26 protein-coding genes are annotated in these 24,110 nt (G+C 69.5%); 20 read left to right on the top strand and 6 right to left on the bottom strand.

Going from position 1 to position 24,110, the window contains the following annotated elements:
* Positions 1–11 precede the first annotated feature (11 nt).
* From ccsB to D1J51_RS13080, 10 genes are all read left to right on the top strand, one after another.
* A complete protein-coding gene (gene ccsB / locus D1J51_RS13125; RefSeq protein WP_119075883.1) occupies positions 12–1,019 on the top strand; it encodes a c-type cytochrome biogenesis protein CcsB in 1,008 nt (335 codons plus the stop codon).
* Positions 1,020–1,058: 39 nt separating this feature from the next.
* Positions 1,059–2,645: an apolipoprotein N-acyltransferase gene (gene lnt / locus D1J51_RS13120; RefSeq protein ID WP_119075882.1), complete on the top strand. Its 1,587-nt coding sequence runs from the start codon at positions 1,059–1,061 to the stop codon at positions 2,643–2,645.
* Positions 2,646–2,669: 24 nt separating this feature from the next.
* On the top strand, positions 2,670–3,266 hold the full coding sequence (locus D1J51_RS13115) for a signal peptidase II (protein ID WP_119075880.1): 597 nt from the start codon (positions 2,670–2,672) through the stop codon (positions 3,264–3,266).
* A gap of 186 nt (positions 3,267–3,452) precedes the next feature.
* Positions 3,453–3,662, top strand: coding sequence for a heavy-metal-associated domain-containing protein (locus D1J51_RS13110; protein WP_119075878.1), 210 nt, complete (start codon positions 3,453–3,455; stop codon positions 3,660–3,662).
* A gap of 41 nt (positions 3,663–3,703) precedes the next feature.
* Entirely contained in the window at positions 3,704–4,603 is a 900-nt protein-coding gene (locus D1J51_RS13105; RefSeq protein ID WP_240423246.1) for a hypothetical protein, read from the top strand.
* Positions 4,604–4,655: 52 nt separating this feature from the next.
* Complete coding sequence (locus D1J51_RS13100) at positions 4,656–6,932, top strand: heavy metal translocating P-type ATPase (protein ID WP_119075874.1); 2,277 nt, start codon at positions 4,656–4,658, stop codon at positions 6,930–6,932.
* A 48-nt stretch (positions 6,933–6,980) separates the two neighbouring features.
* Complete coding sequence (locus tag D1J51_RS13095; protein WP_119075953.1) at positions 6,981–7,250, top strand: hypothetical protein; 270 nt, start codon at positions 6,981–6,983, stop codon at positions 7,248–7,250.
* 62 nt (positions 7,251–7,312) lie between these two features.
* Entirely contained in the window at positions 7,313–7,645 is a 333-nt protein-coding gene (locus tag D1J51_RS13090; protein ID WP_119075873.1) for a metal-sensitive transcriptional regulator, read from the top strand.
* Positions 7,646–7,670: 25 nt separating this feature from the next.
* Positions 7,671–8,864, top strand: coding sequence for an FAD-dependent oxidoreductase (locus D1J51_RS13085; RefSeq protein ID WP_119075871.1), 1,194 nt, complete (start codon positions 7,671–7,673; stop codon positions 8,862–8,864).
* Positions 8,865–9,109: 245 nt separating this feature from the next.
* Positions 9,110–9,421, top strand: a complete 312-nt coding sequence (locus D1J51_RS13080; RefSeq protein ID WP_119075869.1) for a metal-sensitive transcriptional regulator — start codon at positions 9,110–9,112, stop codon at positions 9,419–9,421.
* Positions 9,422–9,484: 63 nt separating this feature from the next.
* On the opposite strand, the gene D1J51_RS13075 is transcribed toward D1J51_RS13080, so the two are convergent.
* The 4 genes from D1J51_RS13075 to D1J51_RS13060 all read right to left on the bottom strand — a co-directional run bounded on the left by D1J51_RS13075 (position 9,485) and on the right by D1J51_RS13060 (position 12,247).
* Complete coding sequence (locus D1J51_RS13075) at positions 9,485–10,003, bottom strand: carboxymuconolactone decarboxylase family protein (RefSeq protein WP_119075868.1); 519 nt, start codon at positions 10,001–10,003, stop codon at positions 9,485–9,487.
* 20 nt (positions 10,004–10,023) lie between these two features.
* Positions 10,024–10,908 carry a WD40/YVTN/BNR-like repeat-containing protein gene (locus D1J51_RS13070; protein ID WP_119075866.1) on the bottom strand — a complete coding sequence of 295 codons (885 nt, stop codon included), beginning with the start codon at positions 10,906–10,908 and terminating at the stop codon, positions 10,024–10,026.
* Positions 10,909–11,049: 141 nt separating this feature from the next.
* Entirely contained in the window at positions 11,050–11,658 is a 609-nt protein-coding gene (locus D1J51_RS13065) for a DUF305 domain-containing protein (RefSeq protein WP_162903834.1), read from the bottom strand.
* Positions 11,659–11,752: 94 nt separating this feature from the next.
* The gene (locus D1J51_RS13060; protein ID WP_119075865.1) at positions 11,753–12,247 is read right to left on the bottom strand and encodes a DUF6153 family protein; all 495 of its coding nucleotides are present in this window, start codon (positions 12,245–12,247) and stop codon (positions 11,753–11,755) included.
* Positions 12,248–12,506: 259 nt separating this feature from the next.
* On the opposite strand from D1J51_RS13060, the gene D1J51_RS13055 reads away from it, so the two are divergent.
* The 8 genes from D1J51_RS13055 to D1J51_RS13020 all read left to right on the top strand — a co-directional run bounded on the left by D1J51_RS13055 (position 12,507) and on the right by D1J51_RS13020 (position 18,811).
* Positions 12,507–13,430, top strand: a complete 924-nt coding sequence (locus D1J51_RS13055) for a metal ABC transporter solute-binding protein, Zn/Mn family (protein ID WP_119075863.1) — start codon at positions 12,507–12,509, stop codon at positions 13,428–13,430.
* Positions 13,427–14,275 (top strand): metal ABC transporter ATP-binding protein, encoded by an 849-nt coding sequence (locus D1J51_RS13050; RefSeq protein WP_119075861.1) that lies wholly within the window; start codon positions 13,427–13,429, stop codon positions 14,273–14,275. The genes D1J51_RS13055 and D1J51_RS13050 overlap by 4 nt, the downstream gene beginning before the upstream one ends.
* Positions 14,276–14,277: 2 nt before the next feature.
* A complete protein-coding gene (locus D1J51_RS13045; RefSeq protein WP_119075859.1) occupies positions 14,278–15,153 on the top strand; it encodes a metal ABC transporter permease in 876 nt (291 codons plus the stop codon).
* A gap of 183 nt (positions 15,154–15,336) precedes the next feature.
* A complete protein-coding gene (locus tag D1J51_RS13040) occupies positions 15,337–15,720 on the top strand; it encodes a DUF6153 family protein (protein ID WP_240423262.1) in 384 nt (127 codons plus the stop codon).
* A 245-nt stretch (positions 15,721–15,965) separates the two neighbouring features.
* Positions 15,966–16,196, top strand: coding sequence for a hypothetical protein (locus D1J51_RS13035; RefSeq protein WP_162903832.1), 231 nt, complete (start codon positions 15,966–15,968; stop codon positions 16,194–16,196).
* Positions 16,193–16,960, top strand: a complete 768-nt coding sequence (locus D1J51_RS13030) for a M23 family metallopeptidase (protein ID WP_240423244.1) — start codon at positions 16,193–16,195, stop codon at positions 16,958–16,960. The genes D1J51_RS13035 and D1J51_RS13030 overlap by 4 nt, the downstream gene beginning before the upstream one ends.
* Positions 16,961–17,025: 65 nt before the next feature.
* Positions 17,026–18,531: a multicopper oxidase family protein gene (locus tag D1J51_RS13025; RefSeq protein ID WP_119075854.1), complete on the top strand. Its 1,506-nt coding sequence runs from the start codon at positions 17,026–17,028 to the stop codon at positions 18,529–18,531.
* Between the two features lie 31 nt (positions 18,532–18,562).
* Complete coding sequence (locus D1J51_RS13020) at positions 18,563–18,811, top strand: hypothetical protein (protein ID WP_119075852.1); 249 nt, start codon at positions 18,563–18,565, stop codon at positions 18,809–18,811.
* A gap of 30 nt (positions 18,812–18,841) precedes the next feature.
* Here D1J51_RS13020 and D1J51_RS13015 read toward each other — a convergent pair whose 3' ends face one another.
* Positions 18,842–19,459: a TetR/AcrR family transcriptional regulator gene (locus D1J51_RS13015; RefSeq protein WP_119075851.1), complete on the bottom strand. Its 618-nt coding sequence runs from the start codon at positions 19,457–19,459 to the stop codon at positions 18,842–18,844.
* 158 nt (positions 19,460–19,617) lie between these two features.
* On the opposite strand from D1J51_RS13015, the gene D1J51_RS13010 reads away from it, so the two are divergent.
* The gene (locus D1J51_RS13010; protein WP_119075849.1) at positions 19,618–21,177 is read left to right on the top strand and encodes an MFS transporter; all 1,560 of its coding nucleotides are present in this window, start codon (positions 19,618–19,620) and stop codon (positions 21,175–21,177) included.
* A 60-nt stretch (positions 21,178–21,237) separates the two neighbouring features.
* The gene (locus D1J51_RS13005) at positions 21,238–23,163 is read left to right on the top strand and encodes a multicopper oxidase domain-containing protein (protein ID WP_119075848.1); all 1,926 of its coding nucleotides are present in this window, start codon (positions 21,238–21,240) and stop codon (positions 23,161–23,163) included.
* A gap of 99 nt (positions 23,164–23,262) precedes the next feature.
* Here the strand turns inward: D1J51_RS13005 and D1J51_RS13000 are convergent, their stop codons facing one another.
* Positions 23,263–24,099, bottom strand: coding sequence for a CPBP family glutamic-type intramembrane protease (locus D1J51_RS13000; protein ID WP_119075846.1), 837 nt, complete (start codon positions 24,097–24,099; stop codon positions 23,263–23,265).
* Positions 24,100–24,110: the final 11 nt, after the last annotated feature.

The following is a 24,110-nucleotide window of genomic DNA, read 5'->3' as shown; positions in this document are numbered from 1 at the left end:
GAGGAGTAACGATGGATCTCGAACTGCAGACTGCGCTCGACGCGTATTCGGTGCTCGCCGTCTGGTCGGCGATCACGATTTACGTCCTCGCGTTTCTCGCCTTCGCCTACGACCTCTCACAACGCGCCGCTCCTGCGCCGGCGAGGGAGCGCGAGGCGGCGCTCGTGGGGGCGAGGCCCAGCACCCTGGCCGCGCCACCGGCTGGGCGCGAAGCGCCCAGCCTCCGGATTCCACGAGCGGAGCGATCGCGGCGGCTCTGGGCGCGCCTGGCCCTCGCGCTCAGTGGCCTCGGCTTCGGCCTGCATCTTACCGCCACGCTCGCGCGTGGCATCGCGGCGGAGCGGGTGCCGTGGGCGAACATGTACGAGTTCGCCCTCATCGGCACCCTGCTGATCGTCGCCGTGTACCTCGCCGCACTGCGCTGGTACGATCTGCGGTTCCTCGGCGTGTTCATCGTGGGTATGGTCGTGTTCTTCCTCGGCGGTGCGACGCTCTCCTTCTACGTCGAGGTCACCCCCCTGATGGATCCGCTCAAGAGCATCTGGCTCATCATCCACGTCTTCGTCGCATCACTCGCGACCGCGCTGTTCGCGATCGCCGCTGGCCTCTCCACCACGCAGCTCCGGCAGTCCAGGCAGGAACATCGATCCGCCGAGCGCACCGGCCCGCTGAGGCCGGGCCGCGGCTACCTCCGGGGGCTCCCGGATGCGGAGGCGCTCGAGACGCTCGCCTACCGCTTCGCGATCCTCGGGTTCATCTTCTGGACATTCACCCTCATCGCCGGAGCGATCTGGGCGAACGAGTCGTGGGGCCGATACTGGGGCTTCGACGTCAAAGAGGTGTGGACGTTCATCATCTGGGTGCTCTATGCCGGGTACATCCACGCCCGTGCCACGCGCGGCTGGCGGGGAACGAAGTCCGCGTGGTTGTCCCTGATCGGGTTCGCCGCGGTGATCTTCAACTTCACGATCGTCAATCTCTTCTTCAAAGGCCTCCACGCGTACTCCGGCCTGAGCTGAGTGCAAGCCGCGACGCCTGAGGACCACCCACCACTATCCATGAACGAGAACGCTATGACCGGCGTTGGCCGTATACCCCGGCGCGAGGTGAGCGCGCGGACTGCCGCGCTCCCCCTACGCGCGGCCGGTGCGGAGCGGGGCAGGCTGCCCTGGTACGTCGTGCTCCCGATCGCCGTGATCTCGGGGGTGCTGCTGGATCTCGCCTTCGCGAGCGTGGGCTGGTGGCCCCTCGCTTTCCTCAGCGTCGCCGGTGGGCTCGTCACGCTGGTAGGGCGGAGCGCCGGGGGAGCGTTCGCTGTCGGTTTGGCCTACGGTGCCGCCTTCTATTTCACCCACCTGATGTGGGTGGTGCAGTTCCTCGGCCCGATCCCCTGGATCGCGCTGGCCGGCTTCGAGTCCCTCCTCTTCGCCGCCGGGGCGATCCCCCTCGCATTCGCCTTCCGATGGGCAGGAGCTCCGCCGCGCCGCAGTGCACGCCGTGCGCTGCTTCCGTTGCTTGTCGCCACGATCTGGGCCACCCGTGAACTCCTCCTGGGGGCCTGGCCTTACGGCGGGTTCCCGTGGGGTCGGGTCGGCATGTCACAGGCAAACGGCCCGTTCGCCGACGCCGCCTCCTGGGTCGGAGTGACCGGGCTCACCTTCCTCATCGTCTGCCTCTGCGCCGGAATCGTGCAGTGGGTCACCCGGCCGGCTCCCCGGAACTGGGCGGGGCTGATTCCCGCGGTGGCGATCATCGCCCTCCTATCCATTCCCGCATTCCCCACCGAGACGGCCGGCACCCTCCGCGTCGGTTGGGTGCAAGGGAACGGACCGGCCGGGTACTTCGACCCGCGCCGCGCCGGCGACGTCCTCGCCGCGCAAATACGAGCGACGGAGCGGGTGTCCGGACAGACCATGGATCTCCTGGTCTGGCCGGAAGGCGGCGTCGACTCGGATCCGCTTGCGAACCCGGCTACCGCGACCACACTCGACGAGCTCGTGCAGCGCTACGACGCTCCGCTCCTCATGAACGCGGCAACGACGCGGGGGCAGAACACGTTCAACACCTCACTGCTCTGGGAGCCTGGCGGCGCGGAACAACGCTACGACAAGATCAACCCGGTCCCGTTCGGCGAGTATGTGCCCGACCGCTGGTTCTACGAGCGCATCGTTCCCAACCTCGTGGGTCTCATCCAGCGCGAGTACACTCCGGGGACCGATCCGCCGACGGTCATCCTCGACGGGATCGGTGTCGGACTCGCGATCTGCTTCGACGTCATCTACGACGCCGTGATCTGGGACGGCGTCAGAGACGGAGCCCAGTTCTTCGCCTTCCAGACCAACAACGCCGACTTCCGAGGCACCGATGAGAACCTGCAGCAGCTCGAGATCGCCCGCATGCGCGCCATCGAGACCGGACGTGCGGTGGTCAACGTCTCGACCGTGGGCACCAGCCAGGTCATCGCACCCGACGGCAGCGTCATCGCCGGGGCCGCCGCCGATGCGCCCGCTGCGGCGGTCACGACCGTGCCGCTGCGCACCGGAATCACACCAGCCGTGCGAATCGGCCCCCTCATCAATATATTGCTCCCGCTCGCCGCGTCCGGAGGGCTCCTCGCATTCGGACTGCAGCACCGGCGGGACTAGGAAGTCACACGAGTCGGTGACGCCATGACCCAGAAGGACCCGCACGAGCACGTCGACGATCTGCGTACGGTCCCGACTGTCTGGTTGGGATGCCGATCCACAGAACTGGGGTTCGCCGTGAGCTGCATCGTGGCTGCGCTCACCCTCAGCCTGGATTTGTCGAGCAAGCAGCTCGCCCTGCGCTTCCTCGCCACTGACGACCGGGTCCCTGTGCTCGGCGACCTGCTCGGCCTGCAGCTCGCCTTCAACATCGGCGCCATCTTCTCGCTCGGTTCCGAACTCGCACCGATGATCACTGTGCTCGGCCTCGCATCCGCTGTGCTCCTCACCTGGGCCGCCACGCGGCCCCGGCATATCGTTGAAGCGGTCGCCATCGGTAACCTCCTCGATCGAGTCATCTCCCCACAGGGATTCGGCCGCGGCGCAGTGATCGATTTCCTTATGTACGGGCACTTCTTCATCAGCAATATCGCGGATGTTGCGATCGGTTCAGGCGCACTGTTCTACCTGCTTGCCGCCTGGCGGAATCACGTTCGGTCCACCTGCTGGGCGCACGGCCCCAGACGCCTGAGAGCGGGCCAGGCGACAGCGCCCCGGCTCCGCGCAGACGCGGAGGCCTGAGCGCAGGGCTCCTTGGGCGCGGGTATCGACGGCGCCGACGCCTTTGATGCTGGTGATGTTCGCGACCTTGTCTCTGACGGCTCTGGTCCGATCGTGTTGCTTGCGGGAATACCTCTGCGGGGTATACGGTTGACGTTGTACAGGTACCCCGTAGGGGTACATACGCGATACTGAGGAGGATCTCTGATGACTGCGAACGAGTATCAGGTGACGGGCATGACCTGCGGGCACTGCGAGATGTCGATCCGTGAGGAGGTCAGCGAGATCGACGGCGTGGAGGACGTCCAGGTCAGCGCGCAGACGGGCAAACTCATCGTGACCGCCGCGGTCGAGCTCGACGACGCACGGGTGCTCGCCGCGGTCGAGGAGGCCGGGTACTCGGCGGTGCGCATCTGATGCAGGCCGGGGCACGACTCGCACTGTACGGGGCGGGGCTCGTGGTCGCTTTCGGTGGCGCGTTCGCTGTGGCCGGCGTGCTCATCCCCGACAACTTCGTGGCGGCATGGGCCGCCGGGAGTGAGACGGACGGTCACAATGACGGCCAGAGCGTCACCGCACCGGAACCCGCGACGGACGCCCGGAGCGGGCTCTCGCTCGATACCGATGGTTTCCTGCTCTCACCGGTCGACGCGCCGACGACGATCGGTGAGGCGGGGGAGCTCAGCTTCCAGGTCCAGACGGCGGCGGGTGAGCCGGTGACGGAGTTCACCGAGGCCCATGAGAAGGATCTCCACCTCATCGTGGTGCGCAGCGACGGGACGGGATTCCGGCACGTCCATCCGGAGCTCGACGCGAGCACCGGCACCTGGTCGGTGCCGTGGACGTGGGAGGCGGCCGGCAGCTACCGCGTCTACGCCGACTTCACCCCCTCGGCTGGGGACGCCGAGGGCCTCACGCTCACCCGCACCGTCGAGGTCGCCGGCGACGTCACCCCAGTCACCACCGAGGTGCAGCGCACCGCGGAGGTCGACGGCTTCACCGTCACCCTGGCGGGGGAGCTCACCGCGGGGGAACCGGGCACCCTCACGCTGTCGGTCGAGCGCGGCGGGATGCCGGTCACCGCGCTCGAAGCCTACCTGGGTGCCTTCGGGCACCTGGTCGCGCTGCGCGAGGGCGATCTCGCCTACCTGCACGTCCACCCCGAGGGCAGTGAGCCGGAGGCGGGTGAGACGGGTGGACCGGAGATCGGGTTCACCGCGGAGGCGCCGACGGCGGGCCGCTATCTGCTGTACCTGGACTTCCAGGTCGACGGCGAGGTGCGCACGGCCTCATTCGTCATCGACGCGGTAGCCGGGGACGGTGCCGGCGACGAGGACGCGCATTCCGGAGGCCACTGACCCGTACGGGTCAGTGGTTTCCGATGGACAGAGCTGAGAGAGAAGGAACAGGATGAGCACAGCAGCGCCACCTACGGGTGGGACGGGCATCGAGTTGGAGATCGGGGGGATGACCTGCGCCTCCTGCGCGAACCGGATCGAGAAGAAGCTGAACAAGCTCGACGGGGTGGCGGCGACCGTCAACTACGCCACCGAGAAGGCGAAGGTAACCGTGCCCGACGGGTACGACCCTGCGCTGCTGATCGCCGAGGTCGAGAAGACCGGCTACACGGCCGCCCTGCCGCAGCCCCTGCGTGCGCAGAACGCGCAGACCGGGGCTGCGGATAGCGGGGAGACGGCCGCCGACCTCGAACTCATCTCCCTCCGACACCGGCTCATCGGCGCGATCGTGCTCACCGTGCCGGTGATCGCGATGGCGATGATCCCTGCCCTGCAGTTCACCTACTGGCAGTGGGCGTCGCTGGCACTGGCCGCGCCGGTGATCGTGTGGGGGGCGTGGCCGTTCCACAAGGCCGCCTGGACCAACCTCAAGCACGGCACGGCGACGATGGACACGCTCATCTCGATGGGCACCTCGGTCGCACTGCTGTGGTCGATCTACGCCCTGTTCTTCGGTACGGCCGGCAACCCCGGTATGACGCACCCCTTCGAGTTCACCATCGCCCCCTCCGATGGGGCGGCGAACATCTACCTCGAGGTCGGCGCCGGGGTGACGATGTTCATCCTCGCCGGCCGCTACTTCGAGAAGCGCTCCAAGCGTCAGGCTGGGGCCGCGCTGCGCGCCCTGCTCGAGCTCGGGGCGAAAGAAGTCTCGGTGATCCGGGACGGCGCCGAGGTGAAGATCCCCACCGACCAGCTGCAGGTCGGGGACGAGTTCATCGTGCGCCCCGGTGAGAAGATCGCCACCGATGGCGTCGTGGTCTCCGGCACCTCCGCGGTGGACGCGTCGATGCTCACCGGGGAATCCGTTCCGGTCGAGGTCGGGGAAGGCGACACCGTCACCGGTGCGACCGTGAACGCCGGCGGCCGCCTTGTCGTGCGGGCGACCCGTGTCGGCTCGGACACGCAGCTCGCGCAGATGGCGCAGCTCGTCGAGGACGCGCAGACCGGCAAGGCCGAGGTGCAGCGCCTGGCCGACCGCATCTCTGGGGTGTTCGTCCCGATCGTCATCGTGATCGCATTCGTGGCCCTGGGCGGGTGGCTCGGCGCCGGGTTCCCCGTGGCGGCCGCGTTCACGGCCGCCGTCGCGGTGCTGGTGATCGCCTGCCCGTGCGCGCTGGGCCTCGCCACCCCGACGGCGCTGCTGGTGGGCACCGGCAGAGGCGCGCAGATGGGGATTCTCATCAAGGGCCCCGAGGTGCTCGAGTCCACCCGCCGGGTCGACACCGTCGTGCTCGACAAGACTGGCACCGTCACCAGCGGCAAGATGACCCTCACCGACGTCATCACCGAGCCCGGGGTCGACCGCGCCGCACTGCTGCGCTATGCAGGCGCCCTCGAGGACGCCTCCGAGCACCCGATCGCGCAGGCGATCGCGAAGGGCGCGACCCAGGAAGTCGGGCCGCTCCCCACCCCGGAGGACTTCGCGAACGTGGAAGGCAAAGGCGTGCAGGGGATCGTGGACGGCACCGCGGTCGTCGTGGGGCGCGAGTCGCTGCTGGCCGACTGGTCGCAGCACCTCTCCGCCGATGTCGCCGCAGCCAAGGCGCGCGCGGAGGGGGAGGGCAAGACCGTCGTCGCGATCGGCTGGGACGGTCAGGCCCGCGGCATCCTCGTCGTGGCCGACACCGTCAAGCCGACGAGCGCGGAGGCGATCCGGGGGCTCAAGGCGATCGGCCTGACCCCGGTACTGCTCACCGGAGACAACGAGGCCGTCGCCCGCCAGATCGCCGCCGAAGTCGGCATCGCCGAGGTCATCGCCGAAGTGCTGCCGCAGGACAAGGTCGATGTCGTCGCCCGACTGCAGGGCGAAGGCAAGATCGTCGCGATGGTCGGGGACGGTGTCAACGACGCCCCCGCGCTCGCCCAAGCCGACCTGGGATTGGCGATGGGCACCGGCACCGACGTCGCGATCGAGGCCTCCGACATCACCCTCGTGCGCGGCGACCTCCGGGCCGCCGTCGACGCGATCCGCCTGTCGCGCAAGACCCTGTCCACGATCAAGACCAACCTGTTCTGGGCCTTCGCCTACAACACCGCGGCGATCCCGGTCGCGGCCCTGGGCATGCTCAACCCCATGCTCGCAGGCGCGGCGATGGCGTTCTCGAGCGTCTTCGTCGTGGGCAACAGCCTCCGCCTGCGCGGGTTCCGCAGCGTCACCACCCAGTGACGCCACGGAACTCACCCCACCGATCCGATGTACACGAAAGGCACCCTGATGAGCCACCACGATGACGCCCCCGCCAGCTGCTGCGGCCACGCCGAACCCGCCCCCGCCACGACGGGGCGCCACCACTCCGTCGCCGTCACGGACGCCGACGACATGACCACCTGCCCGGTCATGGTCGGCAACCCCGTCAGCAAGCAGGCGGCCGAGGCCGCCGGCCTGGTCCGCGACTACGACGGCCAGCGCTACTGGCTCTGCTGCGCGGGCTGTGGCCCCCTGTTCGACGCCGATCCAGGCAAGTACGCCGCGAACATGGCTTAACCTGCGCGGCCTGGGGTGCCGCCGGCCGGCGGCACCCCAGGCCGCAGATCGGAGTGATCGAGATGAGCACCACCGCCCCTGCTTACGCATCCGAGTCCCATGAAGCGGGCGCCGGGCACGGCTACATCAGCGACAAGACGCAGTACCGCAACCGGCTGCGACGCCTGGAAGGACAGGTGCGCGGCATCGACCGCATGGTCGACGAGGATCGCTACTGCATCGACATCCTCACCCAGATCTCCGCCGTCACCAAGGCCCTCGAGAACGTCGCGCTCGGACTCCTGCACGACCACCTGCGCCACTGCGTCCTCGACGCCGCCGGCACCGGCGTTTCCGGCGCGGAGGAGAAGATCACCGAAGCCACCGATGCCATCGCACGCCTCGTGCGCTCGTAGCGTCCGACTCCCGGGAGCTCCCCGTATGACCACCCCCCACGTCCTCATCGTCGGCACGGGCGCGGCCGGCGCCGCAGCCGCCCGCCGCCTTGCCACCGAGCGCGAGGTGCGGGTCACGCTCGTGGGCGATACCGAGGTCACCCCGTACACGCGGATGCTCATCAAGGGCATCGCATTCGGGTCGACCCCGCCCGAACTCATCGCGCTCCCTCTGCCCGAGGTGGACCGCCTCGCCGATAGCGTGACCCGCATCGATCCGGTCGATCGGGAGGCGCACCTGGCGTCGGGGGCGAGGCTCGGCTACGACGCCCTCGTCATCGCTACCGGCAGCCGACCCCGCCTGCTACCGGATACCCTCCCCGGCGCACAGACCGCGATGGAGCACGGGCGGGTGAGCCCGCTGCACTCCCTTCCGGATGCGCTGCGCATCCGTGCGCGTCTGGCCTGGCTCGGCCGTCCGGCCAGGGTCGCCATCTACGGCGGCGGGATCATCGCGGCAGAGACCGCGTCGACGCTGCACGATGCCGGGCACACGGTGCTGCTCATCGCGCGCAGCACCGTTCCCGGCGCGGCCGCATTCGGCGCCCCGGTCGCCGAGCGCCTCGTCGCCGCTCACCAGTCTCGCGTGCACACCTACTTCGGGCACACCGTGAGCCGGGTCGACGCCGCCGATCCCGGCGTCGTGGTCACCCTCGACGATGACCGCCCCCTGATCGCGGACCTCCTGCTGCTCGCGCTCGGCACCCTCCCCGCCGCTCCCGCACCGTGGGCGGGCGGGGTCGACGTCGACGAGCATCTCCGCACCGGCCTGCCGCGCCACTACGCGGCCGGCGGCGTCGCCCTGCACCATGACGAGGCACTCGGCGCCTGGCGCATCGACCACTGGGAGGATGCCGTCGCCCAGGGCACACATGCCGCACGGGTTGCCCTGCACGATCTCGATCTCGGCGACGACCCCGGCCCCTACCTGCCGCGCAGCCCCTTCCTGGCGCTGGTCTACGGGCACGCGATCACCGGGGTCGGTGCCACCGTCGGGGCGACCTCCCTCCTCGAAACGGGGGACGAGTTCGTCGTGCGGCACGAACGCGGCGACAGCGTCATCGGCGTCACCGGCATCGACGCCGTCGGCACGGTCGCCCAGTGGGGGCCACGCCTCCACGCAGGAACGGTCACCTGCGACATTGCGCAAGCGCCGCTCCTCGGCGGCGGGGGCGGATGATCCCCCACACTGCCAGTACCCCTGTGGGGTATAATTGTGAGGGAGTCGATCGGCCCAGGGAGTCAGCGATCCTGACGGTCGCGCCATCACTCTCGCACACCAACGGTATCCTGACTCCGGCGCGGATCGTGCCGGCGATGCACACTGCGATGCTTGTGCGCGGGTCCTCTGGCGCATCGAGTTCACCCCGAACCCAGCATTCGTTTCGCTCAGGAACGTGAGCAGTAGAAGGAAAGGACACGCGCATGGTCAGCGAGAACGACACTGCCGCAGGGCACCACGGCTATATCGACGACAAGGAGCAGTACCGGCAGCGCATGAAGCGCATCGAGGGGCAGGCGCGCGGCATCGCGAAGATGATCGACGAGGAGCAGTACTGCATCGACATCCTCACCCAGGTGTCCGCGCTGACCCGCGCCCTCCAAGGGGTCGCCACGGGCCTGCTCGACGATCACCTCAAGCACTGCGTGCTCGACGCCGCGAAGCTCGGCGACGACGCCGCCCACGCGAAGATCCGGGAAGCCAGCGACGCGATCCATCGACTCGTTCGCTCCTGAGCGATCGCCCGGCACCGATCGGCCGCTGGCGTCGCCTCTTCCAGCCCCGGTATCGAGGCGACCTCAATCCTCGCGGGTGAGCCCGGCGACGAGGGTGAAGGCGCCCGTGAGGACATTCAGGGAGACTACCCCGACGACGTCGGCGATCTCCCGAGTGCTGTACCCGAAGCTGCGCAGCTCGGCGATCTGGGCGTCGGTGATCGCAGCCGGCTCCTGGGAGACCTGGAGTCCGAACTGGATGATCGCCGCGATCGCCGGGATCGGGGAGGTGCCCTGCCGGGCGGCCTCGATCGTGGACTCGTACACGCCCAGAGCTTGCGCCGCGGCGATGTGGGATCTCAGGCACCGGTCGCACCCCTGTCGTGCCTGCACCGCGATCGAGATGAGCTCGACGATTTTGCGGTCGAGCTTCGTGCGGCGCATCGCCCGGTTCAACTGCAGATACCAGTCGAGCAGCGCGGGGGAGTGCGCCATCGTCGACACCATGTCCCCGAGGCGGCCGTGCCGGGTCATCAGGTCGCCGAGCAGTTCACGAGAGGCGCCGACCGCGGATGAAGGGGTGCGTTTGGGAAAGCGGGGCATGACGCCTCCTTCGATATCGGTCAGGGGCCCGACAGCGCGGGCAGAATGATGGTGGACTCGTCGCCGTCGAGGGCGACGATGCCGCGCTCGTCGACGAGGATGACCATGCCGGTGGGGGAGAGCCCCACGGCCTCGACGGTGCCCGTCGCCGACCCGATCGTCTCCCAGCTGGTGTCGCCGGCGCGCTGCCAGATCTGCCCGTCGGTGCCGACCCCGATGACCGTGTCGCCTGCGGCCTCGAGCAGATACAGCAGCGGCGCATCAGCTGCGGACGTGAACGACGCCCCATCGTCGGTGCTGGTGCGCAGGCCCTCGGGGGTGGCGGCGGTGATCGTCCCGTCCGTGGTGACGGCGAGATCGACGGCGGCGACCTCGCCGCGGGCCTCCCAGGTGTCGCCCCGGTCGTCGCTGACCCGTAGCGCGGGGCTGGTCGATCCGATGCCGTAGAGCCGACCGTCCGGTCCGGCAGTGAGAACGTGGAAGTCCTCGGTGTTCGTGAACGCGACCGGCTGCCAGCTCTCCCCGGCATCCTCGCTGCGGATGATGCCGAGATTCGGGGAGCCCAGCTCCGCCGGGGTATCAAGGCCGGGATGCCCGGAGGCGATCAGGGCGTCTCCGCTGGCAGCGAGCCCCATCAGGTCGAAGTCGTAGCCTCCCAGGGGACCGTCCACGGTACCGTCCTCCTCGACGCGGTAGAGGCCGGTGTGCGTGCCGACGAGGAGGGTGCCCGCATCCTCGGGGATCACCGTGTGAATGTGGCCGAACGTCGGAGGCGGCGAGGAGGCCGGCGCCGTGGGAGCGGTGGCCGCGCACCCGGTCAGGACGGCGGCGACGGCGGCCGTCGCCGCGGCGAGCAGCAGCCGTCCGCGCAGACGGGGCGTACGGGGGAAGAGGGATGCGGGCATGTGAACACCTTTCAGCGGGATGCGAGCAGGCAGCCCGGTCAACGGAGGGATGCAGGTGGCACCGGGGAGCGGTGCGAACTGCGGGGATGCGGGCGGGATCCCCGCCCGGGCCTAGGCGGGGATCCCGTGCCGGGGCCGGGGTTAGAGGCTGTCCAGGATCTCCTGCATCGTGGTGATCTCCGCGCTCTGGCCGTCGATGACCTGCTGCGCGAGCTCGAGTACGTCCGGGTTCTCCCCGCCGTCGAGGGCGGCCTGGGCCATCTCGATCGCGCCGGTGTGATGCTCGATCATGCCCTCGAGGAACAGGCGCGTTGCCTCAGCGCCGGTGGCCGATTCCAGGGCGGTCATGCTGTCTTCCGACATCATGCCGCCGCCATGATCCATGCCACCCATCGACGAGTCGTCCGCGGACACGCCCCAGTCCTCGAGCCAGGCCTGCATGGTCTCGATCTCAGGGCCCTGGGCGTCCTTGATCTGCTGGGCGAGCTCGATCACCCGCTCGTCGATGCCGTCCTTGGCAAGCAGCATGTCGGCCATCTCGATCGCCTGCTCGTGGTGCGGGATCATCATCGTCACGAACATCTGGTCGGCCGCATTGAACTGCGCGGAGGTCTCGGCAGGTGCCGTGGAGGAGCTGGATCCGCGATCCATGCCGGCCATCCCGTCCGACGTCCCGCTCGGGGAGCAGCCGACCAGCAGCAGGGCGGTGGACAGCGCGGCCGAAGCCAGCGCAAGCGTGCGAATACGCATCAGTATGCGTCCTTTCATTCAGTCAACAAAGTCAGAGATTCGCGCCCCGGGCAGGGCGCAGCCGTGCTCCAGCCGTGGCCGGAGCGGGCGCGAATCAGGTGCGACTGATCGACAGAACGAGAAGAGACGGCGGCCGCGGGCGCGGTAAGACGGTGCCCGCGGGCGGCAGGGAGCGGATCGCGAGGACGAGGGAGCGCCAGGAGTACCCCAGCATGAGCGGCGCGAACAGCAGCACGACGGCCACCAGCAGCGCGAGCACGCACCCGACCATCAGCATGACGTGACCGGGGTCCGGATCCCCGCACGGGCCAGGACAGTGGGCATCCCCGGGTGCGGGGTCCGGTGCGGCCATCGTGCCGGATGCGTGCACCCCCGCCGCCGTGACCACGCTGCCGCCCATGTCGGCGCCCGCGGCTTCGTGATCGGTCGCGATGAGCGCGGCCGGGGATCTCGTGTCGTGGCCGCCGTGCCCGGCCGAGCCGCTCAGCACATGCATGCCGAAGAGCCCCACCAGCACCAGGGTGAGCAGGCCGAACGCGAGCAGGCGGCGTCGCGCGTCGCCGCGCCGTACTCCGGGATCGCTCTGCATCACGGCCTCCTCTCCGCCTTACCGCCCTGCGCTGCGCGCAGCTCGTTGGCATGTTCTGAGTTCTACGCTAAAGCATCCCAGGCGCTCCGCGCTGGGAATCGCGGCGCCCAGTCGAACCGCGCGATGTCGTCGCGTCGACGGATTCGCAGCCGAGACCCAGCCGGCCGCACGATGCCGGGTACCCCTACCCCCTATAATCGAGAACGATTATCATCTGTATGGTCGTGTGAGCGACCTCATGGTGGAAAGAAGATACCTGATGAAACGTGCTGCTGTGCTCGTCCCCCTGCTCGCGCTCGTCGCCGGAGTCGCACTCGCGGGATGTACGAGTTCCCCAGACCCGGCGCCCGCGTCCGCCGGGTCCACCTCAGAGGCCATCACCGTGGTGGCTTCGACGACGGTCTACGGGGATCTGGCGGCCACGGTCGGCGGAGACGCGGTCGAAGTCACCTCAATCATCGACGACCCGAACAAGGACCCGCACGAGTACGAGGCCAGCGCCCAGAACCAGCTCGCCCTCTCCAAAGCACAGGTGATCGTCAAGAACGGCGGCGGCTACGACGACTTCGTCGACACCATGCTCGACGCGGCCGGCAACGACACGGCCACAGTGCTGGACGCGGTCGAGATCTCCGGCAAGACCGCCGAGGCGGGGGAGGAACTCAACGAGCACGTCTGGTACGACTTCCCGTCCGTGCAGAAGGTGATCGAGGAGCTCGCGACCACCTTCGCCCAGATCGACCCCGATCAGGCCGACACCTTCCGGAAGAACGCCGACGAGCTCACGGCCGAACTGGACGCACTCGTGCAACGTGAGGAGGAACTGCAGGGCCAATACGCGGGCACGCCGGTCGCGATCACCGAACCGGTGCCGCTGTACCTGCTCGAGGCCATCGGGCTCGACAACCAGACCCCCGAAGCGTTCGCCGAGGCCATCGAGGAAGGCACCGACGTGCCGGCGAGCGTGCTCCTCGGGACGCTCGAGCTGTTCAGCGGAGCCCAGGTGCAACTGCTCGCGTACAACGAGCAGACCGCCGGCCCGCAGACCGAGCAGGTGCTCGACGCCGCCGAGCAGAATGGGGTGGCCGTGGTGCCCGTCACCGAGACCCTGCCCGACGGGGACACCTATGTGTCCTGGATGTCGGGCAACCTCGACGCCCTCGCCGACGCGCTCGCGTCGTGACCGGAGCCGACGCCGATCCCGGCGCCGCGCCCCGCCCCGCCCGTACCGCGGGCGAGGTTGTGCTGAGCTTGCGGGACGCGAGCCTCGGGTTTGGGGAGCGCACACTGTGGAGCGGCCTCGACCTCGACGTGGCGGCGGGGGAGTTCGTCGCGGTGCTCGGCGCGAACGGTTCCGGCAAGTCGAGCCTCTTGAAGGCGATCCTCGGGCAGCAGCCACTCAGCTCAGGCACGATCCGGTTCCTGGGGGAGCCGGTGCGGGGCGGCAACCGGCGTATCGGCTATGTGCCGCAGCAGCAGCTGTTCGATGACGCCGTCCCGCTGCGCGGGCAAGATCTCATCGGGCTCGGCGTGGACGGGCACCGCTTCGGCATTCCGTGGCCAAGCCGCACCCGGCGCGCCGCGGTCGCCGAGCTGGTCGGTTCGGTGCGCGGAGAGCGCGCGGCGCGCGCCCCGGTCAGCCGGCTCTCCGGCGGGGAGCAGCAGCGCCTCCGCATCGCCCAGGCCCTCGCCGGTGATCCGGCCCTGCTGCTGTGCGACGAACCGCTGCTGTCCCTCGATCTCGCCCACCAGCGCCTGATCTGCGATCTCGTCGACCAGGCCCGCCGGCAGGCGCGCCGCGGCGTGTTGTTCGTGACCCACGACATCAATCCCGTCCTGGGCGCGGTCGACCGGGTCCTCTATCTCGCCGGCGCCCGGTTCCGCATCGGCACCCCCGACGAAGTGCTGCGCTCGGAGGTGCTCTCCGAGCTGTATGGCGCCCCGGTGGAGGTCATCCGCAGCCGGGACCGCATCCTCGTCGCAGGCGTCCCCGATCACCCCCACCACCCGACCGAACCGGAGGCCTGAGCATGCTCCTGCCCAATGCAGCTGACTGGTGGGGCCAGATCTTCAACTTCACCAACTACGGCGAGCTCCTCGCCCTCCTCCAGAACAGCATCATCGCTGGCCTTGTGCTCGGCATCACCGGCGGCATGATCGGCGTCTTCGTGATGGCCCGCGACATGCCCTTCGCCGTGCACGGTATTAGCGAGCTCTCCTTCGCTGGCGCCGCCGCTGGCCTCCTCCTCGGCATCGGCGTCGTCGCCGGTTCGTTGCTCGGCTCTATCACCGCGGCCCTCCTCATCGGGCTGCTCGGCTCCCGCGCCCGCGAGCGCAACTCCATCACCGCCGTGCTGATGCCCTTCGGCCTCGGCTTGGGCATCCTCTGCCTTGCCCTGTACTCCGGCCGGTCCGCGAACAAGTTCGGGCTGCTCACCGGGCAGATCGTCGCCATCGACAACCCGCAGATCGGCTCGCTCATCCTGATCTGCGCCCTCGTGTGCGTCGGACTGCTGCTGATCTGGCGGCCGCTGCTGTTCGCCAGCGTCGACCCGGCCGTCGCCGCCGGCCGCGGGGTGCCCACCCGCGCCCTGTCGATCGCCTTCATGCTGCTGCTCGGCCTCGCCGTCGCCGTCGCCATCCAGATCGTCGGCGCCCTGCTCGTGCTCTCCCTCCTCGTCACTCCGGCGGCGGCGGCGCTGCGCGTCTCCGCCTCACCGGTTCTCGTGCCCCTGCTCAGCATCGCCTTCGCGGTCACCGCGAGCGTGGGCGGCATCCTCCTCGCCCTGGGCAGCGCGATCCCGATCAGCCCCTACATCACCACGATCTCGTTCCTCATCTACCTCGTCTGCCGCCTCCTCAAGCGCCCCCGCCGCGCCGCGGCCGTGCAAGCCGCATCGCGGTAGCCGCGCAGGGTGCATGAAGCGGCGGCCCGAGCAGGGGAAGAAGAAGATCCTGGCCTTCGCCCAGGCGCACATGGTATGGTAACGAAACCATAACGAAAGGGGACTGGTGTGCGAGATGCGCTGAGCCGTGCAGCCGCGCCTCCCCTTTCCCGGAGGGCCGGGACGGTCTTCGCAATCGTGCTGATGCTCATCCTCGGCTTGGTCGCGATGCACTCGCTATCCGGCAGCGCGTCCGCGCACGACGCCCTCGTGCCCGCGAGCACGGTCAGCGCCGACGATACCGGCCACCCGGCGCAGGCGGGTCCCCTCGCGGGCCCGGCGAACGCGGCGGCCGACGGCTGCGACTCCAGCTGCGCCCACAGTATGGCCACCGACCCGGGGCACCTGGGCATGCTCATGCTGTGCCTGCTGGCGCTGTTGACCGGGTTGCTCTTCCTGCTCCGGCCAGCCCTGTTCCGGCTCTCACGGGCTGCAGCGCAATCCCTGTATGCGCCGGCTCTCGCCATGCCCGCCTCCCCGGCGGCCCGTCCGCCGTCGCTGCGGGCGCTGTCGATCAGTCGCACCTGAACCGCTGGACCGGCACGATCCTGCCTGAGCCCGTATTCCTGCCGTGGTGAGCCTCGCCTCCACCCGGCCGGAGCCGCGCAACAGGTCGACGCCGTGCGGCTCGGTATCCGCCGATCCGCCACGCCCGCCGGACGCCGAGCCCGCCTGACGCCCCCTCACCCCGGGGACAGCGGAGGCCGAGCCCCGTCCCGTGAGCGGGGGCATGTCGATCCCGTGCAGTGGCTGCGCGCCCATCCGCGACGCTCGTGCCATCCACGATCCCCGCAGCTCTCCGTCTGCCGGCCCTCAGCCGTGCGGCCCACTGCTCCGATCTCGGAACCGACATCACCATCACCCCGCCGATCAACGGAATGAACAGCATGTCCCCTCGTCGAAACCCGCTCAAGAACCCCGTCGTCTTCATCCCCAGCACCCTCGTGCTGAGCGTCGCCGTCGCGATCGCCAACTACCAGGTCATCGGGGGAATCTTCGCGTGAACGCCCCGCAGGTCTACCTCACCCCCATGCCGTCCTTCGACTTCCTCGCGGACGGAACCGGTGCCGCCGCCGTGCACCGCCGGCCGGCGCGGCGCAGCCTCATCGCCACCGCTACCACGGTGCTCAGCGTCGCCGGCCTGATGAGTCCCGTCGTCTTCCCCACCCCTTTCGCCCCGGTGCCCGCGGCCGCGGCCGCCGAGCTCCCCGCGCAGCAGTTCCTCGTCGGCGCGCGCGCCGCACTCGAGGCCGTAGCGGAGGACGCGATTGGCGCGGTCGAGGTGCAGGCGGCGCCGGTCGCCCCGCAACAGGTGAGCCTCGAGCAGGGCCTCGTCGATCCGGCGCAGCTGAGCGATACGAAGCTGCGCTACCCCTTCGATCAGACCATGCCCCTCACCGACGGTTTCGGATATCGCACTGCTCCCGTGGCGCAGTTCCACGATGCCCAGGACATCGCTGCCGCCAACGGCACCCCGATTCGTATTATCGGCGACGGGGTGGTCGTGGAGGCGGGCTGGGCGAACGACGGCTGCGGGTTCTCGCTCAAGGTGCAGCATCTCGTCGATGGGCAAAATGTCACCAGCCGCTATTGCCACATGGAGGATGGGTCGCACACCTACCAGGTCGGCGACCGGGTGAGCAGCGGCGACGAGGCGGGGCGCGTGGGCAACACCGGCATGTCCTTCGGCTCGCATCTGCATCTCGCGCTGCGCCTGAACGGTGAGCCGATCGACCCGCTTCCCTTCATCGAAGCGAACGCGCAATGACCCCCGCCCCGTATCCTGGCACCTCGCCGACCTCGCCGACCTCGCCGACCTCAGAAAGGCGGCGCATGACCGTTTCCCTGAATCGCCGCCAGTTCCTCGCCGCCGGAACGCTGACGCTCGCCGCGGTGGGCCTGGCCGCCTGCACGCCGAGGCAGGGCTCAGCGTTCCTCTCGCCCACGGCGGACGCGGTCGACGCGGCAGAGGCGAGCCGCCTGACCACGGGTCAGACGCTCGAACGGGCCCTCACCGCGGAGCCGGTTACCCTGGATCTCGCCGGGCAGACGGTGAAGACCTGGGGGTACCGGGGCGCCTCCGCAGCGGAGCCGATCCGCGGCAACGTCGGCGACCTCCTCCGCGTCACCCTCACCAATGACCTCCCCGATCCGACGACTGTGCACTGGCATGGCCTCGCCCTGCGCAACGACATGGACGGTGTGCCGGGCCTCACACAGCCCGCCATCGCGGCCGGCGACACCTTCACCTACGAGTTCGCGCTGCCGCACGCGGGCACCTACTGGTTCCACCCGCATGTCGGCACGCAGCTCGACCGGGGCCTGTACGCGCCGCTCATCATTGACGACCCGGGCGAGCGGGCCGACTACGACCGGGAATGGGTGATCGTGCTCGACGACTGGCTCGACGGCGTCACGGCCACCCCCGACGACGTGTTCGCGGAACTCAGCCGCGGCATGGGCGGCATGGGCGGGATGGATGGTGGCGATATGCCGATGCGGATGGGCAACACCCTCATGGGCGCCACCTCCGACCTCCTCGGCGGCGACGCGGGCGACGTCTACTATCCGCTCTACCTCATCAACGGGCGGCCCAAGCTCGACCCCGAAACGTTCACCGCGAAACCCGGCGAGCGGATCCGGCTCAGGATCATCAACGCCGGCGGCGACACCGCCTTCCGCTTCGGGGTCACCGGGCACCAGCTCACGATCACCCACACCGACGGGTACCCCGTGGAACCGCGCGAGGCCGAGAGCGTCGTGATCGGGATGGGGGAGCGCTACGACGCGGTCATCACCGCCGGCGACGGCGTGTTCGCCGTCATCGCCGAGGCGCTCGGCAAAGTCGACCAGGCCCTCGCGATCCTTTCCACCGGCGCCGGCTCCCCGCCGCCTCCCGGCACCGCGCTGCCGCAGACCCGCACCCCCACGAGCGCCGCCGAGCTGCAGGCCGCGGCCGCGGTGCGGCTCCCCGCGAAGCGCGCCGACCGCACGATCGCCCTGGAGCTCAACGGCAGCATGGAGAAGTACGACTGGGCCATCAACGGCACCCGCCTGGACCTGGATGACCCCCTCCGCGACGTCCTCGCGATCAGCGAGGGAGAACGGGTCGCGCTCACCATCACGAACTCGACCACGATGTGGCACCCCATGCATCTGCACGGACACACCTACCAGCACCCTGACGGCGGCCCCCGCAAGGACACCTCGATCGTGCTCCCCGGCCAGGCCCTCCGCCTCGAGTTCGACGCGGACAATCCCGGACGGTGGCTCACCCACTGTCACAACCTCTACCACGGCGAAGCCGGGATGATGGCGACCATCGCCTACCGGCAGTAGCCCCGCCCGCACCACGAAAGCACGCATCCTCATGAAATCTCAGCAGCCGGCCGGCATGCCTGGCCCCGATCCCGCCTACCGCCGCCATCGCCGTCTCGTGCGCCTGGGCCAACTGCTCATGGTGCTCGGCGCGGTGATCCTCATCGTGCACTGGCTCGCCCACCTCGAAGCCTTCGGCCCTGCTCAGCCTGAGGGGTGGGTCGACCTTGTCGCCGGCTATCCGATGGGCGCCCTGTTCCTCATCGGCGGCGGCATCCTCGCCGGGCGCAAGGCCGCCTGACCCTGCCCGCGCGGTGCGCTGACGGGCAGGTCAGGCGGCGAAGGCCGGCTGCAGGATGGCGTCGATGTACCGGCTGGCCTCGTCCGGATCGAGCCGTCCGGCGGTGACTTCCTCGGCGGCGCCGTTCATCACCACATGCGCGGTGGTGAGCAGCCACCCGACCGGCAGGTCCCGTCGGAACGCCCCCTCGTCTCGTCCGCGCTCGAGCAGGGCGCGCATGCGCGCCTCCGATGCCTCATGCAGCTCGCGGATGCGGACGGGGGAGAGCTCTTTCTGCGCGGCCGCGAGCACCGCGCGCGCCTCGTTCAGGAACGTCCAGCTCGACGCGATGAGCCGGCCCAGCGCCTGCGCGGGGTCGCCATCCAGCGGCACGCCCGAGAGGGTCTCCTCCGCACGCTCAAGACTATCGACGAGCGCGGATTCGAGCAGCTCCCCGCGCGTCTTGAAGTGCCCGTAGAGCGTCATCCGTCCGACCCCCGCAGCGGCTGCGATCTCCGCCACCGACGCCTCCGGGTTCCGCCGCAGCGCGGACGGGGTCGCGGCGAGGATCTTCGCTCGGTTCCGGATGGCATCCGCCCGCAGGTTCGCTGGTGCGCCTGCCGCGCGCCCGGCCTGGCCTGTGCGTCTCCCCGGGGTCTGTGCCGACATTTCCACCTCAAAACTTGTACGGGAATATACGAGTTAGTATAGTGGTTACAACTCGTACATGACTGCTTGAGTTGTGAAGGCGCGGGGATACTCCGGCGCCCGCGGCGAACACGGAAGGAGCCCAGCGATGCGACATATACGACCGTCGGAGGTGCGCCATGGCTGAGCTGCACAGCCCCGCCCCAGCACGGGCGGGCGCCAAGCAGTGGTGGGGGCTCGCCGTCCTGGTCACCCCCTCGACGCTGCTGTTCATGATGCTCACGATTCTCTTCGTGGCCGCACCGAGTCTGGCGCAAGACCTGCGGCCGACGGGCACGCAGCTGCTGTGGATCCTCGACATCTACGGGTTCGTCATGGCGGGCTTCCTCGTCGCGATGGGCGTTCTCGGCGACCGCGTGGGCAAGCGGCTGCTCATGGTCATCGGCGCGATCGTGTTCGCCGCGATCTCCGTGGTGGCCTCGCTCACCAGCGACCCGGCGCTCATGATCGCCTGGCGCGCCCTGCTCGGTCTGGGCGCGGCCATGATGGTTCCCTCCACCCTGGGGCTGATCTTCGTGCTGTTCACCGACGCGAAGCAGCGCGGTGTCGCGATCGGGGTGTGGGCCGGCGGCATCTCCGCCGGTGTCGCGCTCGGCCCGCTGCTGAGCGGTCTGCTGCTGGAGGTGTTCGGCTGGCAGGCCACGTTCCTGGTCGCGGTGCCGATCATGGCGCTGGTCGCGATCGGCGCTCCGCTGCTGCTGCCCGAACACAAGGACACGACGGCACGGATCGACCTGTTCAGCGCCCTGCTGCTGGTGGGCGGACTGCTGGCGATCATCTACGCGATCAAGCGGTTCGCCGCTCAGGAGCCGGCCGGCCCGTCGATCGGGCTGATCGCGGCGGGTGTGCTGATCGGGCTGTGGTTCGTGATCCGCCAGTTGCGCGCGGAACGGCCGCTGCTGGATGTGCGGCTGTTCGCTAACCGCACCGTCTCCGGCGCGCTGGCGGTGTTCCTGCTCGCCGCGGCCGCCCTGGGCGGGATCTACTCGCTGTTCACCCAGTACCTGCAGCAGGTGCAGGGCCTGTCCCCGCTGGAGGCCGGGTTCGCGATCCTGCCCGCCGCGGCGGTGCTGATCGTGGTCTCCACCCTCTCCCCGGTGTTCGCCCGCCGGTTCCGACCCGGCAACGTGATCGCGATCGGGCTGCTCACCCAGGTGATCGGCTACATCCTGTTCACCCAGCTCGACCCGGGCACCGGCCTGGCCCTGGTGATCGGCAGCTTCGTGCTCACCTACCCTGGCGTCGCGCCGGCGATGGCGCTGACCACCGACCTCGTAGTCGGCTCCGTCCCCCCGGAGAAAGCCGGCGGCGCCTCGGGGCTGGCGACCACGGCGAACGACCTGGGCATCTCGCTGGGTATCGCGGTGATCGGCAGCATCGGCATCGCCACCTACCGCAGCCAGATCACCCAGCTGCTGCCGGGCGGTCTGCCCGCCGACGCCACGGCGGCCGCGTCTCGCAGCATCGACGGCGCCCTCACCACGGCGGCCGAGCTTCCCGGCACCCTCGGCGGGCAGCTGGTGACGGCGGCGCAGCAGGCGTTCACGAGCGGGCTGAACGCCGCCGCGATCGTCTCCGCCGTCATCGCTGCGATCGCCGCTCTCGTCGCCGCAACTCGGCTGCGCCACATCCGACCCACCGGGCATACGCAGACGGAATACGAGACCGCCACCCATTGAACGGTACCCGGAGGGGGCATAGGGTACGAGTGACCGTGCAGGAATAAGGAGCTGAGGTACATGATCCAACCGATCGACTACTTCCTGGCCGGCTGGTTCGTGCTGGTCGCGATCAGCACGATCTGGGTCGGGGTGGACCAGTTCCGCCACAACCCGGAACCGGCGGTGATGAAGTGGGGCTTCATCCTGGTCACCCTCTACCTGGGCCCGATCGGGGCGCTGCTGTACGTGCTCGCGGACAAGGAGCCACGGCCCGGAGAGCATGAGGAGTTCACCCGGCCGCTGTGGAAGCAGGGCATCGGCTCGACCATCCACTGCGTCGCTGGCGATGCCACCGGCATCATCGTCGCCGCCGTCGTCGTCGCGTCGCTGGGCCTGCCCATGTGGCTGGATCTGATCATCGAGTACGTCGCCGGGTTCGCGTTCGGGCTGTTCGTGTTCCAGGCCCTGTTCATGAAGAACATGATGGGCGGCAGCTACTGGCAGAACGTGCGCCGCTCGTTCCTGCCCGAGTTCATCAGCATGAACCTGATGATGGCGGGCATGGCGCCGGTGATGTCGCTGCTAATGATGGGCCGCGACATGCGCGCCATGCTGCCCACCGAGCTGCTGTTCTGGGCGGTGATGAGCTTCGGGATCGCGGTCGGGTTCGTGCTCGCTTACCCCGTGAACGTGTGGATGGTGAAGAAGGGACTCAAGCACGGCCTGATGACCGTCCGCCCCCAGCCCGCCACCCGCCCGGAAGCGCACGCCGAGCACAGCCCGCAGCCGCCGGAGGCGCACGCTGGCCACGACGCGCACGCCGGCCACGACGAGACCGGGGGCGGGGCGTCGTCTCCGGGGTCGGGGCACGAGGCGCACCAGCCCTCCGGCGCCGGCCGGGTGACCGTGCCGCAGCTGACCGTGGTCGGCGCGTTCTCCGCGATCGCGCTCGTGGTCGGGATGGTCGCCCCCGCGAACGCCGTCAACATGACTCTCAGCGCGCACGACGTCGGCGGGCTGATCATGCCGCCCGGCATGATCATGACCCGTGACACCCCCGCCGAGGCGATGCGGGACATGGCCGCCGTCGACCCGCGAGCTGCGACCGCCGCCTACGACGTGGACACCCGCGGTGATGAGGTGCTGGAACCCGCCCGCATCGAGGGCGGGGTGAAGGTGTTCGAGCTGACCGTGTCGCAGATCCGCTGGGAGATCCTCCCCGGCGTCACCGTCGACGCGTACGCATACAACGGGCAGATCCCCGGGCCTCGGCTGCAGTTCACCCAGGGCGACCGGATCCGCATCGACGTCACCAACGAGCTCGACGAGTCCACGACCGTGCACTGGCACGGCCTGGACGTGCCCAACGAGATGGACGGGCCCGCCGGGATCACCCAGGATCCCATCCAACCCGGCGACACCTACCGGTACGAGTACACGGTGAAGCAGTGGGGCACGTTCTTCTACCACTCCCACGACCACGCCGACCGGCAGCAGGCGCTCGGCTTGTACGGGGCGCTGATCATCGACCCCGCCGATGCGGCCGCGCAGCCGCCCGCCGATCACGAGTACACGATCCAGTTGCAGGAGTGGCTGTCCCGGGAGGGGCTGACGTATCCGGCGATGCCGATGGAAGGGGGCATGCCGAACTACTTCACCATCAACGGCAAGGCGTACCCGGCCACCGAGACCATCGACATGAAGGTGGGGGAGACCCTCCGGGTGCGGTTCATCGGCTCGAACACCATCGACATCCACCCGATGCACATCCACGGCGGTCCGTTCACCGTCGTCGCCCGCGACGGCGCGGCCCTCACCACGGAGCAGCAGTTCCAGGCCGACACGATCAACGTCGGGCCGGGACAACGCTACGACGTGCTCTGGAACGCGCTCGAGCCCGGCCAGTGGCTCATCCACTGCCACATCAACCACCACACCACCAACAACAACGTCGAAACCGACGGCGCCGGCGGCCTGACCATGATCATCAACGTCACCGAATAGGAGGTGCCGCCGATCCCCGGCGCCCTCGGCGGACGAGCCGGGCAGGTGAGGGCTCGATGACTCGCACGACCCTCAGTTCGGAGTGGAGCGTCATGAACATCAGCTCCGTGCCGGGGCGGGCCCACGCCCACGACGGGTGAGGGTGCCCGGATCGGTCAGCACGACGACGAGGACCGCGGCGGCGGCGTACAATCCCGCGATGATCCACCCGCCCGCGCTGTCGAGCACCTCCGGCGCCGTGAGATCGATGGCGATGTTGTGCGCCGCGTGGGCGACGAGGACCACGGGGAGCGCCCCGCGCGTGCCGTTGTAGAGCCAGGCGTACAGCACCGCGGTGCCCATCAGCCGCACGAAGGTCTGCGCGGTGTCGGCCGGAGTCAGCTGCGCGAGCCCATCGGGGGTGAGCGCCGGCCACATATGCCAGAGCGCCCAGATCGCGCCCACCGCGACGGCGGCTGCGAGCGCTGTCTGACGCAGCTGCAGGCGCGGTTGGGCGAACCCCCGCCAGCCGAGCTCCTCCCCCAGCGACCCCGCGATGATCGGGCCCAGCAGCGCGGGCAGCTGATCGGCCGAGGGCGCCACGATCCACGCCCGCGGCGGGCTCCCGGAGAGCAGGGCGACCCCGGCCGTCGCGGCGAGCACGAAGACCAACGGAGCCAGCACGGCGACGGCGTACCAACCGGGCTTCACACGCCAACGCGAGAACTGCCCGAGCAGCGTGCGGAGCCCGCCGATCCCGCGCTGCACACTCACCGCGACGAGCGCGGCCAGCGCCGGCGCATAGCCGATGACCAGGATCGCGACGGAGAAATCCTGATAGCTCGCGCCGCTGGCGGCGACCCAGACCGCGCCACCGATGGTCAGCGCCGCGAGGACCGCCAGCCAGACCGCCACGGCCGCAATCGGCTCGCGCATCGGTGCCCGCCGGGAAGCCATAGACGAATCTT

It is taken from the genome of Leucobacter sp. wl10 (genome assembly GCF_003569785.1).
Taxonomy (GTDB): Bacteria; Actinomycetota; Actinomycetes; order Actinomycetales; family Microbacteriaceae; genus Leucobacter.
Note: the sequence above shows the minus strand (reverse complement) of the source record. Positions and strands in the feature narration are given on the sequence as shown.

Excerpts from the sequence above, each read along its gene's own strand:
- ccsB (WP_119075883.1), top strand. The coding sequence starts at position 12 with ATGGATCTCGAACTGCAGACTGCGCTCGACGCGTATTCGGTGCTCGCC.
- lnt (WP_119075882.1), top strand. The coding sequence starts at position 1,059 with ATGAACGAGAACGCTATGACCGGCGTTGGCCGTATACCCCGGCGCGAG.
- D1J51_RS13115 (WP_119075880.1), top strand. The coding sequence starts at position 2,670 with ATGACCCAGAAGGACCCGCACGAGCACGTCGACGATCTGCGTACGGTC.
- D1J51_RS13110 (WP_119075878.1), top strand. The coding sequence starts at position 3,453 with ATGACTGCGAACGAGTATCAGGTGACGGGCATGACCTGCGGGCACTGC.
- D1J51_RS13100 (WP_119075874.1), top strand. The coding sequence starts at position 4,656 with ATGAGCACAGCAGCGCCACCTACGGGTGGGACGGGCATCGAGTTGGAG.
- D1J51_RS13095 (WP_119075953.1), top strand. The coding sequence starts at position 6,981 with ATGAGCCACCACGATGACGCCCCCGCCAGCTGCTGCGGCCACGCCGAA.
- D1J51_RS13090 (WP_119075873.1), top strand. The coding sequence starts at position 7,313 with ATGAGCACCACCGCCCCTGCTTACGCATCCGAGTCCCATGAAGCGGGC.
- D1J51_RS13085 (WP_119075871.1), top strand. The coding sequence starts at position 7,671 with ATGACCACCCCCCACGTCCTCATCGTCGGCACGGGCGCGGCCGGCGCC.
- D1J51_RS13080 (WP_119075869.1), top strand. The coding sequence starts at position 9,110 with ATGGTCAGCGAGAACGACACTGCCGCAGGGCACCACGGCTATATCGAC.
- D1J51_RS13075 (WP_119075868.1), bottom strand. The coding sequence starts at position 10,003 with ATGCCCCGCTTTCCCAAACGCACCCCTTCATCCGCGGTCGGCGCCTCT.
- D1J51_RS13070 (WP_119075866.1), bottom strand. The coding sequence starts at position 10,908 with ATGCCCGCATCCCTCTTCCCCCGTACGCCCCGTCTGCGCGGACGGCTG.
- D1J51_RS13065 (WP_162903834.1), bottom strand. The coding sequence starts at position 11,658 with ATGCGTATTCGCACGCTTGCGCTGGCTTCGGCCGCGCTGTCCACCGCC.
- D1J51_RS13060 (WP_119075865.1), bottom strand. The coding sequence starts at position 12,247 with ATGCAGAGCGATCCCGGAGTACGGCGCGGCGACGCGCGACGCCGCCTG.
- D1J51_RS13055 (WP_119075863.1), top strand. The coding sequence starts at position 12,507 with ATGAAACGTGCTGCTGTGCTCGTCCCCCTGCTCGCGCTCGTCGCCGGA.
- D1J51_RS13045 (WP_119075859.1), top strand. The coding sequence starts at position 14,278 with ATGCTCCTGCCCAATGCAGCTGACTGGTGGGGCCAGATCTTCAACTTC.
- D1J51_RS13040 (WP_240423262.1), top strand. The coding sequence starts at position 15,337 with ATGCTCATCCTCGGCTTGGTCGCGATGCACTCGCTATCCGGCAGCGCG.
- D1J51_RS13025 (WP_119075854.1), top strand. The coding sequence starts at position 17,026 with ATGACCGTTTCCCTGAATCGCCGCCAGTTCCTCGCCGCCGGAACGCTG.
- D1J51_RS13020 (WP_119075852.1), top strand. The coding sequence starts at position 18,563 with ATGAAATCTCAGCAGCCGGCCGGCATGCCTGGCCCCGATCCCGCCTAC.
- D1J51_RS13015 (WP_119075851.1), bottom strand. The coding sequence starts at position 19,459 with ATGTCGGCACAGACCCCGGGGAGACGCACAGGCCAGGCCGGGCGCGCG.
- D1J51_RS13010 (WP_119075849.1), top strand. The coding sequence starts at position 19,618 with ATGGCTGAGCTGCACAGCCCCGCCCCAGCACGGGCGGGCGCCAAGCAG.
- D1J51_RS13005 (WP_119075848.1), top strand. The coding sequence starts at position 21,238 with ATGATCCAACCGATCGACTACTTCCTGGCCGGCTGGTTCGTGCTGGTC.
- D1J51_RS13000 (WP_119075846.1), bottom strand. The coding sequence starts at position 24,099 with ATGGCTTCCCGGCGGGCACCGATGCGCGAGCCGATTGCGGCCGTGGCG.